Here is a 17,263-nt window from a genome sequence, read left to right as displayed (position 1 = left end):
GACCAATATCAATTAAGGCTTGAGCAAACCTATGATCCCGGAAAAGCGAATTATACGACGCATTCAGTCTGGCGGTTGTGCTATCCATTGCCAGGATTGCAGCATCAGCCAGCTCTGTATCCCGTTTACTCTGAATGAGCACGAACTCGATCAGCTTGACAATATCATCGAGCGCAAAAAGCCTATTCAGAAAGGGCAGACGCTGTTTAAGGCGGGAGACGAACTGAAATCGCTCTATGCTATCCGTTCTGGCACCATCAAAAGCTACACCATTACCGAACAGGGCGACGAGCAGATCACTGGCTTCCATCTGGCAGGCGATTTAGTCGGCTTTGACGCCATCGGCAGTGGCCATCACCCGAGCTTTGCTCAGGCGCTGGAAACCTCTATGGTCTGCGAAATCCCGTTTGAGACGCTGGACGATCTGTCCGGTAAGATGCCGAACCTGCGTCAGCAGATGATGCGTCTGATGAGCGGTGAGATCAAAGGCGATCAGGATATGATCCTGCTGCTTTCCAAAAAGAATGCCGAAGAGCGTCTGGCCGCCTTTATCTATAACCTCTCCCGCCGTTTCGCGGAGCGTGGCTTCTCCCCACGTGAATTCCGTCTGACCATGACGCGCGGCGATATTGGCAACTATCTGGGCCTGACCGTGGAAACCATCAGCCGTCTGCTGGGTCGCTTCCAGAAGAGCGGAATGCTGGCGGTTAAAGGTAAGTACATCACCATCGAAAACGGTGAAGCGCTGGCCATTCTGGCGGGTCACTCACGTAACGTGGCATAACTCTCCCGGATATCTTATGCCAGGTCGATAAATTTTCATGATTATTGATCTGGCAAAAACTTCCCCCCTGTTTCATTCAAGATATATAGGTTACTCTTTTACTTACAGACTGTGGTGACAGTAGTAAGGAGACCTGTATGGCAAAGTATCAAAACATGCTGGTGGCTATCGATCCTAATCAGGACGATCAGCCGGCATTACGACGTGCTGTGTATTTACATCAACGGATTGGTGGCAAAATTAAAGCCTTTTTGCCGATTTATGACTTCTCATACGAGATGACCACCCTTCTGTCGCCTGACGAGCGCACCGCTATGCGTCAGGGAGTGATCAGCCAGCGTACCGCGTGGATCCGCGAGCAGGCGAAATATTACCTGGAAGCGGGCGTACCGATTGATATCAAAGTGGTCTGGCACAACCGACCTTTCGAAGCCATTATTCAGGAAGTGGTGGCCGGTGGGCATGACCTGCTGCTGAAAATGGCGCACCAGCATGACAAACTGGAATCTGTGATTTTCACTCCAACCGACTGGCACCTGCTGCGCAAATGCCCTTGCCCGGTATGGATGGTGAAAGATCAGCCATGGCCTGAGGGCGGGAAAGCCGTCGTGGCGGTGAATCTGGCCAGCGAAGAGGATTATCACAATTCGCTGAACGAGAAGCTGGTGAAGGAAACCATCCAGCTTGCCGACCAGGTTAACCACACCGAAGTCCATCTGGTGGGTGCCTATCCGGTTACGCCAATCAATATCGCCATCGAGTTGCCTGAATTTGACCCGAGCGTGTATAACGACGCGATTCGCGGTCAGCATCTGCTGGCCATGAAAGCGCTGCGCCAGAAATTCAGTATCGATGAGAATATGACGCACGTAGAAAAAGGGTTACCGGAAGAGGTTATTCCGGATCTGGCGGAGCATTTGCAGGCCGGGATTGTGGTGCTGGGCACCATTGGCCGGACCGGTATTTCTGCCGCGTTCCTGGGAAATACCGCCGAGCAGGTGATCGACCATCTGCGCTGCGACCTTCTGGTCATCAAACCGGATCAGTATCAAACGCCGGTTGAACTGGACGATGAGGAAGACGATTGACCCCCAAAATAAAAGCCCGCCGGTAACGGCGGGCTTTTTTTGTTACGCTTCGCTCAACCGCTGCGTCGGTGCCTCGTCGCCGGCATTCATCCAGGGCGCGTGCAGAACCATGCTCGGCAGCGCCAGCTTGATCTCCTGCTGGTTCAGCCCCTCCAGAATACGGATATTGATCTCCTGCTGAATATCCATGTACTTGTTGTAGTCCGCCGTATTAACGATATGGACCACCTCGAAGGTCAGGCGATCGCGATCGAAGCCCAGGAAATGGGCGCGGTCAAACTTCGTTTCCCCGACGTCGGTAATGATCTGTTTGACCATATCACCCACTGAACGCAGTTTGTCCGGCGCCGTGTCGCTGGCAACCCCGAAGGTAAAGACGATCCGGCGCGTTTGCATCCGTTTGTAGTTATGCAGCGTCTGTTGCAGCAGAATGGCGTTCCCGCAGACAATCTGCTCCCCGCTCAGGCTGCGGATACGGGTGGTTTTCAGGCCAATGTGCTCTACTGTCCCTGCGACATCGTTAAACACCACAAAATCGCCAATTTCGAACGGCTTATCAAAACCGATGGAAAGCGATGCAAACACGTCGCTCAGGATCGTTTGCACCGCGAGGGCGATAGCAATACCCCCTACCCCAAGGCTGGCAACCAGAGCAGTGATGTTGACGCCCGCGTTAGCAAGAATAGACAGCAGCATCACTGACCAGACTATGGCACGGAGGATAAGCCCCGTGATCACCAGCGTCACCGGGTTTTTATGGCTTCCCGGCGCCAGCATGACGTGACGAAGCCACGACACCACCCCCTGATCCATCCACAGCGCCACCTGGATAGCGAAGACCAGGAACCAGGCGTGGCTCACGGTACCAAAGAGATGATCCGGTAAGTCGACGAAACGCAGGCTGAACAACAGCGCCACGACAAAAAGCAGGAAGCGGCTGGTGCGGTTAAGCATATCCGTCAGGATAAAACGCATCCGGTTGATGGTGGGGTGCTTGTCGCCCCAGGTAGTGATCCCTTTCTTAACGAAGGCTATCAGACGCGTCAGCAGCCAGTACACCAGCAGAGTCACAAAAACCACCGTGGCGACGCCGATCCAGAAAGATGGCGTCATCATCAGCTCGATGATGTCGAAGCGGGACAAAAATCGCATTACACCTCCTCGTATTACACAAAGGGTAAAGTATAGACAGAGGAGAAAAGCTGGCCGCAGAAATAAGAAAACCGCCCCAGGGGGCGGTTTGTCAGGATGAAGCGCAATTACAGCGCTTTCAGGATCGCATCCACGCTAGCCTTGGCGTCGCCAAACAGCATGTGGGTGTTATCTTTAAAGAACAGCGGGTTCTGCACGCCAGCATAGCCGGTGTTCATAGAGCGTTTGAAGACAATGACGTTCTGCGCCTTCCACACTTCGAGAACAGGCATACCCGCAATCGGACTACGCGGGTCGTCCTGCGCCGCCGGGTTAACGGTGTCGTTCGCGCCAATCACCAGCACGGTGTCGGTGTCGGCGAAATCATCGTTGATCTCGTCCATTTCCAGCACAATGTCGTAAGGCACCTTCGCTTCCGCCAGCAGCACGTTCATGTGGCCTGGCAGACGCCCCGCCACCGGGTGAATACCAAAGCGAACCTTGATGCCGCGCGCGCGGAGTTTCTCGGTGATTTCCGCCACCGGATACTGCGCCTGCGCCACCGCCATGCCATAGCCTGGGGTGATGATGACGGAATGCGAGTTTTTCAGCATCTCTGCGGTGTCTTCCGCGCTGATTTCACGGTGTTCACCCACTTCCTCATCAGAACCGGTTGATGAGCCGTCAGAACCGAAGCCACCCGCAATGACGCTGATAAACGAACGGTTCATCGCCTTACACATGATGTAAGACAGGATCGCACCGGAAGAACCGACCAGCGCACCGGTGACAATCAGCAGGTCGTTGCTCAGCATAAAGCCTGCCGCCGCCGCCGCCCAACCGGAGTAGGAGTTCAGCATGGAAACCACCACCGGCATATCTGCTCCGCCGATAGACGCCACCAGATGCCAGCCGAAGGCCAGCGCGATGATGGTCATCACCAGTAACGCCAGCACCTGCAAGCCTACGCTTTCGGTACGCACGAAGACCACCAGCAGCACAAAGGAAACGACCAGCGCCGCCAGGTTCAGCTTGTGGCGGTTAGGCAGCATCAGCGGTTTGGAAGAGATCTTCCCGCGCAGCTTGCCGAACGCCACAATCGACCCGGTGAAGGTCACCGCACCGATGAAGATGCCGAGGAACACTTCGGTCAGGTGGATGTTCACCAGAATCGGCTCCAGGCCCGGTTCGTGGTACAGGTAGCTGTTGAAGCCCACCAGCACCGCCGCCAGACCCACGAAGCTGTGCAGAATGGCAACCAGCTCCGGCATCTCGGTCATTTCAACGCGTTTCGCCAGACGAATACCAATCGCGCCGCCGATGATCATCGCCACCAGGATCCACGCCACGTTGCCGGTATCCGGCCCAAAGATGGTGGCAATCAGCGCAATCGCCATCCCGGCGATACCAAAGTTATTTCCCTGCTGAGACGTTTCGTGTTTGGAAAGCCCCGCCAGACTGAAAATAAACAGGATTGCAGCAACAATGTATGCGGCTGTAACTAATCCTCCAGACATATGCTACCCCTTAGCCTTTACGAAACATTTTCAGCATGCGCTGAGTCACGGTGAAACCACCGAAAATATTGATACTGGCGATCAGCACCGCAATGAAGCTCAGGAAGCTGATCCAGCCGCCATGACCAATTTGCAGCAATGCCCCGACCACGATAATCCCGGAGATGGCATTGGTGACCGACATCAGCGGGGTATGCAGCGCATGAGAAACGTTCCACACGACGTAGTAACCCACCACGCAGGAGAGCGCGAAGACGGTGAAGTGGCCAAGGAACTCTTTTGGCGCGACATCCGCCAGCCAGCCAAACAGGATAATAACCAGCGCCATGATGGCGTATTTGCGCCACGGCGACGCAGGTTTTGCTGGCTCCGCGGGATCTGGCGCCGCTTTCGGCGCAGCCTGAGGTTGAGCGGAAACCTGAATCGGCGGTGCAGGCCAGGTGATTTCCCCTTCACGCACCACGGTAACGCCACGCACCACCACATCATCAAAATCAACGGTAATGTTGCCGTCTTTCTCTTTGCAGAGCAGCTTCAGCAGGTTAACGAGGTTCGTGCCGTACAGCTGAGAGGACTGGGTTGGCAGACGCCCTGGCAGGTCGGTATAACCGATCACCTTCACGCCGTTCGCGGTCGTCGTGACCTGGTTTGGCACGGTATACTCACAGTTACCGCCGTTTTGCGCCGCCAGATCGACAATAACGCTGCCCGGCTGCATGGAATCCACCATCTCACGGGTGATCAGCTTCGGCGCCGGTTTACCCGGAATAAGCGCGGTGGTGACAATGATGTCCACCTCTTTTGCCTGCGCCGCAAAGAGCGCCATTTCCGCCTTAATAAAGGCTTCAGACATGACCTTCGCGTAACCATCACCGCTGCCCGCTTCTTCCTTGAAGTCCAGCTCAAGGAATTCGGCGCCCATACTCTGCACCTGCTCCTTCACTTCCGGCCGGGTATCAAACGCGCGAACAATAGCGCCCAGGCTGTTTGCGGCCCCGATAGCGGCAAGACCTGCCACACCGGCACCAATCACCATCACCTTCGCGGGTGGTACTTTACCTGCCGCCGTAATCTGACCGGTAAAGAAGCGACCAAACTCATGCGCAGCTTCGACAATGGCGCGATAGCCGGCAATGTTCGCCATGGAGCTCAGCGCATCCAGAGACTGCGCGCGCGAAATACGCGGCACGGAGTCCATCGCCATCACGGTGACACCGCGTGCTGCCAGCTTCTCCATCAGCTCCGGGTTTTGGGCTGGCCAGACAAAGCTCACAAGCATCGTGCCCGCGTTCAGCAGTTCAATTTCACTCTCTTCCGGTGCGTTGACCTTCAGGATGATGGGTGATTGCCAGACCTCAGCACCGTCCACTACTTCCGCGCCAGCCTGAGTAAAGGCCTCGTCATCGAAACTCGCCAGTTTGCCCGCGCCGCTTTCAATCGCGACGGTAAAACCCAGTTTAAGCAGTTGCTCCACCGTTTTTGGTGTTGCCGCTACGCGGGTTTCATTGGCTAACCGTTCTTTTGGTACCCCAATACGCATAGTTTACCCTTCCATCGGTTTTTGATGATGGTTTGTCGATAATTGCCCACGGTTTGTATCAATTTTCACCATCGAGATATCGACGGAGAATGATTAACCCCGGAAAATAAAACAGTAACAAACTTTCTATAACCTACTGAAAATAGCGCCCGTGATCTACCGCCAGAAAACACTATTTCTTACTTTATCTGTGAAAAATAAGCGATCGGGGTCACTGACAGAGATATTTACCTTAAATTCGCCTTCAGGACCGATAAATCGCGCAAGCGAAGCGGTAAAAACATGATATAGCGCCATAAAAGAACAACTCATTAACATTAAATTAACTTGTAAAAGTCATATGCTTAATCAGTTTTGCTTGTGAAGCGCCTGTTTTTTCCACATATCACAAAATGTTATCGAATCAGGTCCTTTGGTGAGCACAGGCTGTGAAAAATGCCGCAGACAGCGACGGGTGTTAAATGCCATAATCGGGACCGTCTCAAATTAACAACAACACCAGTACATGGTTTGCGCAAGGCGAAGGATTATTTTTATGAAGCTTAAGAACACACTCCTGGCGTCCGCACTTCTTTCCGCGACCGCCCTGTCTGCGAATGCCGCGACAGAGTTGACGCCGGAGCAAGCGGCAGCGTTAAAACCTTTTGACCATACGGTCATTGTGGGTCGCTATAACTCTATTGGCGATGCCGTCGCCGCCGCATCAAAAGCCGCCGATAAAAACGGCGCTGCCTCGTTTTACGTTGTTGACCAGTCCGATCAGGGCAACAGCGGCAACCAGCGCGTGACGATTGCGCTGTACAAAGAGAATGCCCCAAAAGCAGATGAACAGAAAAACCGCGTGATTAACGGCATTGTTGAACTGCCGAAAGATCAGGCTGTTCAGCTGGAACCGTATGACACCGTGACCGTTCAGGGCTTCTACCGCAGCCAGCCTGAAGTTAACGATGCCATCACCAAAGCCGCGAGAGAAAAAGGCGCTTACGCGTTCTATATCGTGCGTCAGGTTGATGCCAACCAGGGCGGAAACCAGCGCATCACCGCCTTCATCTATAAGCAAGATGCGAAAAAACGCGTAGTACAAAGCCCGGATGCCATTCCAGCGGATTCAGATGCGGGACGTGCCGCGTTAGCGAAAGGCGGTGAAGAAGCGAAGAAAGTGGAAATTCCGGGCGTTGCAACCTCGGCGGCACCAAGCGCTGAAGTGGGTCGTTTCTTTGAAACCCAATCCACCAAAGGCGGTCGTTATACCGTTACGTTACCAGACGGCACGAAAATTGAAGAGCTGAACAAAGCCACTGCCGCGCAGATGGTTCCGTTCGACAGCATCAAGTTTACGGGCAACTATGGCAACATGACGGAAATCTCCTATCAGGTGGCGAAGCGTGCTGCGAAGAAAGGCGCGAAGTATTACCACATCACCCGCCAGTGGCAGGAACGTGGTAACAACCTGACCATCAGCGCCGATCTGTACAAGTAACAAAACGGTTTCATAAAGGCGGCGCAGTGCCGCCTTTTTTGTTACTTTTTTTCTGATTTCTGCCACACGTCATTGCATGCATCCTTCACACTCCGTAAAATCCCGCGCCTTAGCGTGATCCACCATTTTTATGCGCCTTAGCGAAATAATTATTCTGGATTTGGACTTTTCATAACAGGAAGCCAATGGAAAAGAAACTTGGCCTGAGTGCTTTAACTGCACTTGTATTGAGCTCAATGCTGGGCGCGGGCGTATTCAGTTTGCCGCAGAACATGGCGGCCGTCGCCAGCCCGGCCGCATTACTGATTGGCTGGGGCATTACCGGTGTCGGGATTTTGCTGCTGGCGTTCGCCATGCTGCTGCTGACCCGTATCCGACCGGATCTGGACGGCGGAATATTCACTTACGCCCGGGAAGGTTTCGGCGAGCTGATCGGCTTCTGCTCCGCCTGGGGTTACTGGCTGTGCGCGGTGATCGCCAACGTCTCCTATCTGGTTATCGTCTTCTCGGCGCTCAGCTTCTTTACCGATACGCCCGAACTGCGCCTGTTTGGCGACGGCAATACCTGGCAGTCCATCGTCGGCGCCTCGGTCCTGCTGTGGATAGTTCACTGGCTGATTTTGCGTGGCGTCCAGACCGCAGCCAGCATTAACCTGGTGGCGACGCTGGCCAAGCTGGTGCCGCTTGGCCTGTTCGTCGTGCTGGCCTTCCTCGCCTTCCGTCTCGATGTCTTTACGCTCGATTTCAGCGGCATTGCGCTGGGCGTCCCCGTCTGGGAACAGGTGAAAAATACCATGCTGATCACCCTGTGGGTGTTCATCGGCGTTGAAGGTGCCGTCGTGGTCTCTGCCCGCGCGCGTAACAAGCGCGATGTGGGACGCGCCACGCTGTTGGCCGTACTGGCGGCGCTGGGCGTTTATCTGCTGGTGACGCTGTTGTCGCTCGGCGTGGTGGCCCGCCCTGAACTGGCGGAAATGCGTAACCCGTCCATGGCCGGGCTGATGGTGAAAATGTTGGGCCCCTGGGGGGACGTGATTATCGCGGCGGGTCTGATTGTTTCCGTTTGCGGCGCCTATCTGAGCTGGACCATTATGGCAGCGGAAGTCCCGTTCCTGGCCGCCACGCACAAAGCTTTCCCGCGCCTGTTTGCCCGTCAGAACAAAAACAGTGCGCCATCGGCCTCTCTGTGGCTCACCAACATCAGCGTGCAGGTCTGTCTGGTGCTGATCTGGCTCACAGGATCGGACTATAACACGCTGCTGACCATTGCCTCCGAGATGATTCTGGTACCCTATTTCTTAGTGGGCGCATATCTGTTAAAAATTGCGACCCGCCCGGCACACTATGCGGTAGGCGTCGGCGCCTGTATTTACGGTCTATGGTTGTTGTATGCTTCCGGACCGATGCATCTGCTGCTGTCCGTGGTGCTCTACGCGCCGGGCCTGCTGGTGTTTATCTACGCTCGCCGTACACATCAGCTTGATAATGCCCTTAAGCGCCGCGAAATGGCATTGATAGGTTTGCTGTTAGTCGCTGCCGTACCGGCAACGTGGATGTTAATGGGATAGCGCCGCCTGTCCCATTGTTGAACTGAAAAGGAGATTACGATGGGACACACGCAGCAACGCCCAATATTGATCACTGGCGCAGGCCGTCGCATTGGCCTCGCCCTCGCCCATCACTTTCTCAATCTTCGCCATCCGGTTATCGTCAGTTACCGCACGGAATATCCCTCCATTGAAGGGCTACGAAATGCCGGAGCAGTCTGCATTCAGGCGGATTTCTCCACAGATGAAGGTATTCTCGCCTTCGCGGACAAAGTGAAGTCGACCACCCACGGACTGCGGGCGGTTATTCACAACGCCAGTACCTGGCTTCCCGAAAAAGCAGGACATTCACTCAGCGAAACGCTCGCCTGCATGATGCAGATCCACGTTAATGCGCCTTATCTGCTCAACCATGCCCTACAGGATTTGCTGCGCGGACACGGCCATGCCGCAGGAGACATTATCCATTTCACCGATTACGTGGTGGAGCGAGGAAGCGACAAACACATCGCCTATGCGGCCAGCAAAGCCGCGCTGGATAATATGACCCGCTCTTTCGCACGCAAGCTGGCGCCCGAGGTAAAGGTCAACGCGATTGCTCCGGCGATGATTTTATTTAACGAAGGCGATGATGCCGAGTATCGTCAGCAGGCGCTCAACAAGTCGTTAATGAAAATTGCGCCCGGCGAGAAAGAGGTGATCGACCTGATCGATTATCTGCTGACCAGCTGTTACGTCACGGGCCGAACGTTTGCCGTGGACGGTGGCCGCCCCCTGCGCTAGTGAAAGCGGCTCCAGAAGAAGATGAGCACCCAGGCGCTGAGGCTCCAGCAGACCACCGCCCCGCCCAGCGCCAGGGGCAGACGCATAAAACCGGTGAAGTACCACAGCGACAGCAGGTAGATAAAATATGGGATGATCGACCACATCCCGAACACAATGGTGGCGCGCAGTGCCTCAATACCCCGCTCAGAGGCCACAATATAGTGCGCGATTAACGCAAAGGTGGGAAACAGCGGGATCAGCCCGGCAATATAGTAGTTCTTCGTTTTAGCCAGCACCCCAATCAGCAGCACGACCAGCGCACCTAGCGCGGCTTTTATCACCAGCCCCATTCTTTTCCCTTAACAATCAAATAACATTCCCGTGCAGGATAACGGAACTCCGGCTAATTTTGAAAGATTAATGGAAGGTTAAGGTTGCGCGGTGTATGTTGACGTTTTTCGCGATGACAGACGTTGTATGAATAAGATTGTTTATGTTGAAGATGAACCCGAGGTGGGGCAATTAATCGCCGCTTATCTGGGTAAACATGATATGGAAGTGGTTGTCGAGCCTCGTGGCGATCGCGCTGAAGACGTCGTCAACCGCGAAAATCCGGATCTGGTGTTGCTGGACATCATGCTGCCCGGGAAAGATGGTATGACGCTCTGCCGGGATCTGCGCGCGAAATGGGACGGCCCGATCGTGCTGCTGACCTCTCTCGACAGCGATATGAATCATATTCTGTCGCTTGAGATGGGCGCAAACGACTACATCCTGAAAACCACGCCGCCGGCGGTACTGCTAGCCCGTTTACGCCTCCATCTGCGTCAGCGTGCCAGCGCTGAGCGTGAAGCGCCTGCGCCCTCCTTAACGCCGCATAAAGCGATGCGTTTCGGCACACTTTCTATCGACCCGGTCAACCGACAGGTTATGCTTTCCGGGGAGCTGATTGCGCTCTCAACCGCAGATTTTGACCTGCTGTGGGAGCTGGCAACCCATGCCGGACAAATTATGGACCGGGATGCATTACTGAAAAATCTGCGCGGCGTAAGTTACGACGGAATGGATCGTAGCGTTGATGTGGCGATTTCACGACTGCGTAAAAAACTGTTGGATAACGCCACGGAACCTTACCGCATCAAAACCGTACGCAACAAGGGCTATCTGTTTGCACCGCACGCCTGGGAAACCTGAAAAAGGAGCAAACAGGAATATTCGAAAAATAACTGACGATGCATCGGAATTGTTATCGATATTCGTCGAAAGTTATCGATTATATGCATCGTCAGTTATGACATATCCTCTGGTCTGATTCCTCTCTCCAGTTCTATTTCGATGTGCATTTTTCGCGTAAACAAAAGTAGCGCTAATGTATTTGATTGCTATAGTACAATATATATTCAGCAGAGCAGGCACCATCATCGATCAAAAATCCGTCACTTAAATGCACATTAGGCTAAAAATGATCTTTACAATTGACTTAATCATTATCTTATCCTTATGAAAACAAAGGGGGTAATGGCGAACATATAAATAATATCGATCTTTTTCAATAGCTTACGTGTTTGCAGAAATCTAATTCTCATGCTAAACCTTATACTCTCTCAATTATTTAATGAAAGAGGTATAGCAATGTCATGGAGAGTCATTAGCTCGGTAATTTGTCCTAACACGGGAATCGTTTATTCAAGCATCTTGGGACTCAAGTTCTTGAAACTCATCATTTGGTATGAAAGCGATGTCTATTTGTACCCCGGTGACAGGATATATCCGACAAAAAATGGCGTCTTCATAAATGGTGTTTTCAAGCCTATATCGATATACAACATATCACCTTACAACGAAATGTTGTGGAGTGAAATAAAAAGCAAGATGGCCTGCCCATACAATCGAAACCAGCACGAGGAGATATGCACTTACGCGGTGCATTGCAACGCGCGGAAATGCCCGCATGGGTTTGCCACCAACCCACTGATTGTCAGCACAGGTAAATCCAGACATTAGCGAAAATCGGAAATATTGAGATCAAGATAATTAATATTTCTGCTGCACCGCCTTTGTCCGGATAAATCTCCGTGACTACAGCCCAAATGCTCCTGTGGGGACATTTGGGCTGTAGTCACGCCTGGCAACTCTGGCTTCTTGTACCAAATTAATTTTTATTGTGCAATTTTAAGCAAGCCATCCGGAAGGCTAAAATAAAAATTGCTAATTAACCCTGCCCGTGCATTAATGGTCTCGTTAGTCCGATCCAATAATAGTTGGACAAGTTGCATGACAATTCTCATAACCAGGCGCTATCGCTGATATCCCCTCCTTTTGAGTCCACACCTTAGCATTATATGTTTATTAGCTTTTATATCACTTCGGAAATGTTCAAATGGAGTCTTTATGTCATCAAAAATTTTAGGTCTGGTTAAGTGGTTTAAGGAAGATAAAGGCTTTGGTTTTATCTCCCCTGTAGATGGCAGCAAAGATGTTTTCGTGCATTTCTCTGCCCTTCAGGGAGAGAACTTCAAAACACTTTTTGAAGGTCAGAAAGTCGAATTTATCATCGTAAGCGGCGATAAAGGCCCTGCTGCTGCGAATGTAACGCTTTGCGATAAATAATATCAGCACACAGCCGCGTTGACGATGATGTTGCTTCTGGCTCGTGGACTGCACAAGCAGTCTACAATCCGATGCTAACTGCTTGTAAATCAGTAAAGTGTTATTGAGGTCAGGCGGCCGCGAAAAACATCGTCTCTTCCACTTCTTGTATGAGTATTTCTTCAGAGACGCTGAGAGGATTTAAACAAAGCGCTACAGTAGGGACAGACAAGCTGGGCCCCCTTTTGTATGCGAGTGAAACTGTGCTCTGACTCTTTAGCGCAGTTTGGACATGAACATTTGACTAAATAATTGCGACGAAGTTGCGAGTTTTTACGTCCCGACATAGGCTGCTCCTGAATGAAAAGGATTGCCACCATACACGTTAAGGCAGGATATTGCTTGCTTTTATTTCCCAAAGAGAGCAAAAAAAGGAAAGGAGCCACGCTTCTGGAACATTCTTACCTTGCACAATCACAAAGAGATATAGAGTGATATATGAAAAAGGTGATCATTTTTTTTAATGCCAACCCCAGCAAAGTCATTATCGTGCTTAAGGGCATAACGTCTGTACGCCAGACATATCCGGATGGTGAAGAAATAAATCTTCAGATCATGACTGCAAGCTTTCCGTCGTTGACGGGAGATCATAATTCTATCTATGTTGCTTCAGACAGGGAACTTACCTCTCAGGAAATATCTGATGCTGCCAAACAATATTTATAATATTTTCTGTCACTAGTCCGGTTAACAACACAGCATTTATTTCACTCAGAATGAGAAAAATTACAATCCATCATTATTAATGCCTGCAAAATGCAGGCTTTTTTACGACATTGCCCTTTAAATTTAACTATTCCGCATAATCGTGCTGCTCACTTTGCTCCCTCTGTTTCCGAAGAAAGTGTATCATCAACCTTCTTCGTTCCTGTGGTGATATGGATGTCCACGCAGGGCTGACGAAGTAAAGCCGGGTTCTTAATTGATTGATTTAGCGGTGCTATCCAATGAAAAAGCTGTTTGTGCAGTTTTATCTCCTGCTGTTTGTCTGCTTTCTGGTGATGACCATGCTGGTCGGGCTGGTCTACAAATTCACCGCAGAGCGCGCGGGCAGGCAATCCCTGGACGATCTGATGAAAAGCTCGCTCTATCTGATGCGTAGCGAGCTGCGAGAAATTCCTCCTCATGACTGGGCGCGCACGTTAAAAGAGCTGGATCTGAATCTGTCGTTTGATTTGCGTATCGAACCCATGAAGGATTTTGACTTAGCGCCGCCTGCGATGCAGCGTCTGCGCGACGGAGACATCGTCGCACTGGACGAGAAATATACCTTCATTCAGCGTATTCCGCGCAGCCATTATGTTCTGGCCGTCGGGCCAGTGCCCTATCTCTATTACCTGCACCAGATGCGCCTGCTGGATCTCGCTCTGCTGGGCTTTATTGCCATTTCGCTAGCTTTACCTGTGTTCATCTGGATGCGACCGCACTGGCAGGACATGCTGAAACTGGAATCCGCCGCACAGCGTTTTGGGGAGGGTCATTTAACTGAACGCATACATTTCGACAGCGGTTCCAGTTTTGACCGGCTCGGTATTGCCTTCAACCAGATGGCCGATAACATCAACGCACTGATTGCCAGCAAGAAGCAGCTGATCGATGGTATTGCGCATGAACTGCGCACTCCGCTGGTACGCCTGCGTTATCGCCTGGAGATGAGCGAGAACCTCACCGGGGCGGAATCGCAGGCGCTCAATCGGGATATTGGCCAGCTTGAAGCGCTGATTGAAGAGCTGCTGACCTATGCCCGCCTCGATCGGCCTCAGACGGAGTTGCACCTCAGTACACCGGATCTCCCCGTCTGGCTACAGACGCATATTAACGATGTGCAGAGCGTTAACCCTCAGCGAAAACTGCTGACAGCCATTACCCCCGGCGCGTACGGCGCACTGGACATGCGCCTGATGGAACGCGTGCTGGATAATCTGATGAACAACGCCATGCGCTACAGCGAAACGACGCTGCGCATAGGTTTAGATTTGCAGGGAAGCCAGGCGATTCTGTGTGTGGAAGACGATGGCCCCGGCATTGAGCCGGCGGAGCGTGAAAAAGTTTTTGAGCCGTTTGTGCGCCTCGATCCCAGCCGCGACCGGGCTACCGGCGGCTGTGGTCTGGGGCTGGCTATTGTCCGTTCTATTGCCCAGGCGATGGGCGGTTCGGTTCGCTGCGAAGCGAGCGAGCTGGGTGGAGCCCGGTTCGTCTTTAGCTGGCCGATCTATCACAATCTTCCCCTTCCCGTACCTGCCTGACCTAAACCGCACGCTGGCCTGACCCCGCGTGTTATGCTATATCAGTAGTATGTTGTAACTAATTAAGGGCTGCCATGGCAACTTACGATCTCATCGAAAGGCTTAACACCACATTTCGGGAAATAGAGCAGGCGTTACTGACCCTCACGGGGCAACTTCATGACTGCCGCCTGCTGGCCGCCCGCGTCTTTTCTCTGCCCGAGGTGGCGAAAGGCGCGGAGCACGACCCGCTGAACACCATTGAGGTGACGCAGCATGTTGGCAAGGCGGCGCTGGAAATGACGTTGCAGCACTTTCGTCGCCTTTTCATCCAGCAGCAGTCCGAAAATCGCAGCAGTAAGGCCGCCGTTCGCCTGCCCGGCGTCATCTGTCTGCAAACGGATGCCGCAACGCGTGAAGGAATTGAGGCGCAGATTACGCATATCAATACGCTGAAAGCCGCGTTTGAGAAGATTGTAACCGTTGAGTCCGGGCTGGTGCCGGCTGCCCGTTTTGAATGGGTGCATCGCCAGCTTCCGGGGCTTATCACCCTGAATGCTTACCGCACGCTGACGGTACTGCGCCATCCCGCCACGCTGCGCTTCGGCTGGGCCAACAAGCACATCATTAAAAATTTCACGCGCGATGAGATCCTGGCTCAGCTGGAGAAAAGCCTGAAATCGCCGCGAACGGTCGCCCCGTGGTCGCGGGAACAGTGGATTGAACGGCTGGAGCAGGAGTACCACAGCATTGCCTCCCTGCCAGCTGATACTCGTCTTAAAATAAAGCGTCCGGTGAAGGTGCAGCCTATCGCCCGCGTCTGGTACGCCGGACAACAAAAGCAGGTGCAATACGCCTGCCCGACGCCGCTGATTGCGCTCTACGATGCCGATCAGGGTGCGGTGGTGCCGGATATCGGGGAACTGCTGAATTACGATGCTGAAAACGTTCAGCATCGCTATAAACCCCAGGCGCAGCCGCTACAGCTGATTATTCCGCGGCTGCACCTGTATGTGGCGCAGTGATTATCTGAGGCTGCCCACCATCGCTTCCGGGCGGACCCAGGCATCAAACTCGGCGTCCGTCAGGTAGCCCAGCGCCAGCGCAGAGGCTTTCAGGGTAAGCCCCTCTTTGTGCGCTTTTTTAGCGATTTCGGCCGCTTTGTCATAACCAATATGGGTGTTCAGCGCCGTTACCAGCATCAGAGACTCATTCAGCAGCTGGCTGATTCGCTCGCGATTAGGCTCAATGCCCACCGCGCAGTGCTCGTTAAAGCTCTCCATGCCATCGGCCAGCAGACGAATCGATTGCAGTACGTTGTGGATCACCATCGGGCGATAGACGTTAAGCTCGAAGTTACCCGACGCGCCGCCCATGTTAACCGCCACGTCATTACCCATCACCTGACAGCACAGCATGGTCATGGCTTCGCACTGGGTCGGGTTCACTTTACCCGGCATAATGGAGCTGCCCGGCTCGTTTTCCGGAATGCTGATTTCGCCGATGCCGCAGCGCGGGCCGGAGGCCAGCCAGCGCACGTCGTTGGCAATTTTCATCAGCGAGGCCGCCAGCCCTTTCAGCGCGCCATGGGTATGCACCAGGGCATCACAGGTCGCGAGCGCTTCGAATTTATTCGGAGCGGTAACAAACGGCTGCCCGGTGATCTTCGCCAGCTCTTCGGCCACACGCACCGCGTACTCGGGATGGGTGTTTAAGCCAGTGCCCACCGCCGTTCCGCCGAGCGCCAGCTCCGCCAGATGCGGCAGGCTGTTGTCGATATGCTTAAGATTGTGCTCCAGCATCGCCACCCAGCCGGAGATCTCCTGGCCGAGCGTCAGCGGCGTCGCGTCCTGAAGGTGCGTACGACCAATCTTAACGATGTCGCGGAAGGCCTGCGCTTTCTCGTTAAGCGTAGATTTAAGCACGTTGAGCTGCGGGATAAGCTGCTCGCGGATAGCGATGACGGCCGCCACGTGCATGGCCGTCGGGAACACGTCGTTGGAACTCTGGCTTTTGTTCACGTCATCGTTCGGGTGGACCTTGCGCTCCATGCCGCGCACGCCGCCAAGCAGCTCGCTTGCGCGGTTCGCCAGCACCTCGTTCATGTTCATGTTGCTCTGGGTGCCTGAGCCGGTCTGCCAGATGGCAAGGGGGAATTCGTCGGGATGTTTGCCCGCCAGCACTTCGTCGGCGGCATTGATGATGGCGGTGGCTTTATCGGCATCCAGCAGGCCCAGATCCTGATTGACTTTGGCGGCAGCGCGTTTGGTCAACGCCAGCGCCTGGATTAGCGAGACGGGCATTTTCTCTGTCGAAATGCGGAAATGCTCCAGCGAACGCTGGGTTTGTGCGCCCCATAGCTTGTCGGCCGGGACGTCGATGGCGCCCATGGAGTCTTTCTCGCGGCGATGCATTGTCATTACTTACTCCTTGATAACAAAGATGGGATTGCTCACATGCTTAAGAGATAAGTATTGATGACTTCTGAGAAACGTTATGGCGCTTTGTGCGCTCTTTTTGATGTCGGGTGGTGGCTG

17 protein-coding genes are annotated in these 17,263 nt (G+C 53.3%); 11 read left to right on the top strand and 6 right to left on the bottom strand.

What is annotated here, in order from left to right; translation table 11 throughout:
* Positions 1–31 precede the first annotated feature (31 nt).
* Together fnr and uspE are read left to right on the top strand one after the other, a co-directional pair.
* The gene (fnr, locus tag ACOTX5_RS13220) at positions 32–784 is read left to right on the top strand and encodes a fumarate/nitrate reduction transcriptional regulator Fnr (RefSeq protein ID WP_000611906.1); all 753 of its coding nucleotides are present in this window, start codon (positions 32–34) and stop codon (positions 782–784) included.
* A 137-nt stretch (positions 785–921) separates the two neighbouring features.
* Positions 922–1,872 carry a universal stress protein UspE gene (gene uspE / locus ACOTX5_RS13215; protein WP_006808916.1) on the top strand — a complete coding sequence of 317 codons (951 nt, stop codon included), beginning with the start codon at positions 922–924 and terminating at the stop codon, positions 1,870–1,872.
* Positions 1,873–1,914: 42 nt separating this feature from the next.
* On the opposite strand, the gene ACOTX5_RS13210 is transcribed toward uspE, so the two are convergent.
* From ACOTX5_RS13210 to pntA, 3 genes are all read right to left on the bottom strand, one after another.
* Positions 1,915–3,024, bottom strand: a complete 1,110-nt coding sequence (locus ACOTX5_RS13210) for a mechanosensitive ion channel family protein (RefSeq protein WP_045911674.1) — start codon at positions 3,022–3,024, stop codon at positions 1,915–1,917.
* A 107-nt stretch (positions 3,025–3,131) separates the two neighbouring features.
* On the bottom strand, positions 3,132–4,520 hold the full coding sequence (pntB, locus tag ACOTX5_RS13205; protein WP_003857541.1) for a Re/Si-specific NAD(P)(+) transhydrogenase subunit beta: 1,389 nt from the start codon (positions 4,518–4,520) through the stop codon (positions 3,132–3,134).
* 10 nt (positions 4,521–4,530) lie between these two features.
* Complete coding sequence (pntA, locus tag ACOTX5_RS13200) at positions 4,531–6,060, bottom strand: Re/Si-specific NAD(P)(+) transhydrogenase subunit alpha (protein ID WP_047727403.1); 1,530 nt, start codon at positions 6,058–6,060, stop codon at positions 4,531–4,533.
* 535 nt (positions 6,061–6,595) lie between these two features.
* On the opposite strand from pntA, the gene ydgH reads away from it, so the two are divergent.
* The 3 genes from ydgH (at position 6,596) to folM (ending at position 9,870) form a co-directional block, all read left to right on the top strand.
* Positions 6,596–7,540 (top strand): DUF1471 family protein YdgH, encoded by a 945-nt coding sequence (gene ydgH / locus ACOTX5_RS13195; RefSeq protein ID WP_000769339.1) that lies wholly within the window; start codon positions 6,596–6,598, stop codon positions 7,538–7,540.
* 185 nt (positions 7,541–7,725) lie between these two features.
* Positions 7,726–9,108: an amino acid permease gene (locus tag ACOTX5_RS13190; protein ID WP_003857548.1), complete on the top strand. Its 1,383-nt coding sequence runs from the start codon at positions 7,726–7,728 to the stop codon at positions 9,106–9,108.
* Between the two features lie 39 nt (positions 9,109–9,147).
* Positions 9,148–9,870: a dihydromonapterin reductase gene (folM, locus tag ACOTX5_RS13185; RefSeq protein ID WP_003857550.1), complete on the top strand. Its 723-nt coding sequence runs from the start codon at positions 9,148–9,150 to the stop codon at positions 9,868–9,870.
* On the opposite strand, the gene ACOTX5_RS13180 is transcribed toward folM, so the two are convergent.
* On the bottom strand, positions 9,867–10,202 hold the full coding sequence (locus ACOTX5_RS13180; protein ID WP_017384576.1) for a GlpM family protein: 336 nt from the start codon (positions 10,200–10,202) through the stop codon (positions 9,867–9,869). The genes folM and ACOTX5_RS13180 overlap by 4 nt on opposite strands.
* 127 nt (positions 10,203–10,329) lie before the next feature.
* Here ACOTX5_RS13180 and rstA point away from each other — a divergent pair, with 127 nt between their 5' ends.
* The 3 genes from rstA to ACOTX5_RS13165 all read left to right on the top strand — a co-directional run bounded on the left by rstA (position 10,330) and on the right by ACOTX5_RS13165 (position 12,462).
* Positions 10,330–11,046, top strand: coding sequence for a two-component system response regulator RstA (gene rstA / locus ACOTX5_RS13175; RefSeq protein ID WP_015570649.1), 717 nt, complete (start codon positions 10,330–10,332; stop codon positions 11,044–11,046).
* 390 nt (positions 11,047–11,436) lie between these two features.
* Complete coding sequence (iraM, locus tag ACOTX5_RS13170; protein ID WP_063438844.1) at positions 11,437–11,856, top strand: anti-adapter protein IraM; 420 nt, start codon at positions 11,437–11,439, stop codon at positions 11,854–11,856.
* 387 nt (positions 11,857–12,243) lie between these two features.
* Positions 12,244–12,462, top strand: coding sequence for a cold shock domain-containing protein (locus ACOTX5_RS13165; protein ID WP_017384577.1), 219 nt, complete (start codon positions 12,244–12,246; stop codon positions 12,460–12,462).
* A 161-nt stretch (positions 12,463–12,623) separates the two neighbouring features.
* Here the strand turns inward: ACOTX5_RS13165 and ACOTX5_RS13160 are convergent, their stop codons facing one another.
* On the bottom strand, positions 12,624–12,788 hold the full coding sequence (locus ACOTX5_RS13160) for a YnfU family zinc-binding protein (protein WP_213083756.1): 165 nt from the start codon (positions 12,786–12,788) through the stop codon (positions 12,624–12,626).
* 151 nt (positions 12,789–12,939) lie between these two features.
* On the opposite strand from ACOTX5_RS13160, the gene ACOTX5_RS13155 reads away from it, so the two are divergent.
* From ACOTX5_RS13155 to tus, 3 genes are all read left to right on the top strand, one after another.
* Positions 12,940–13,167, top strand: coding sequence for a hypothetical protein (locus tag ACOTX5_RS13155; RefSeq protein WP_017384578.1), 228 nt, complete (start codon positions 12,940–12,942; stop codon positions 13,165–13,167).
* A 281-nt stretch (positions 13,168–13,448) separates the two neighbouring features.
* Positions 13,449–14,747 (top strand): two-component system sensor histidine kinase RstB, encoded by a 1,299-nt coding sequence (gene rstB / locus ACOTX5_RS13150; protein ID WP_023303638.1) that lies wholly within the window; start codon positions 13,449–13,451, stop codon positions 14,745–14,747.
* Positions 14,748–14,821: 74 nt separating this feature from the next.
* The gene (gene tus, locus ACOTX5_RS13145; RefSeq protein WP_045911672.1) at positions 14,822–15,751 is read left to right on the top strand and encodes a DNA replication terminus site-binding protein; all 930 of its coding nucleotides are present in this window, start codon (positions 14,822–14,824) and stop codon (positions 15,749–15,751) included.
* Here the strand turns inward: tus and fumC are convergent, their stop codons facing one another.
* Positions 15,752–17,146 (bottom strand): class II fumarate hydratase, encoded by a 1,395-nt coding sequence (gene fumC / locus ACOTX5_RS13140; RefSeq protein WP_017693543.1) that lies wholly within the window; start codon positions 17,144–17,146, stop codon positions 15,752–15,754. It lies immediately after the preceding gene.
* Positions 17,147–17,263: the final 117 nt, after the last annotated feature.

It is taken from the genome of Enterobacter cloacae complex sp. IR5441 (assembly GCF_049238215.1).
Lineage (GTDB): Bacteria > Pseudomonadota > Gammaproteobacteria > Enterobacterales > Enterobacteriaceae > Enterobacter > Enterobacter hormaechei_C.
Note: the sequence above shows the minus strand (reverse complement) of the source record. Positions and strands in the feature narration are given on the sequence as shown.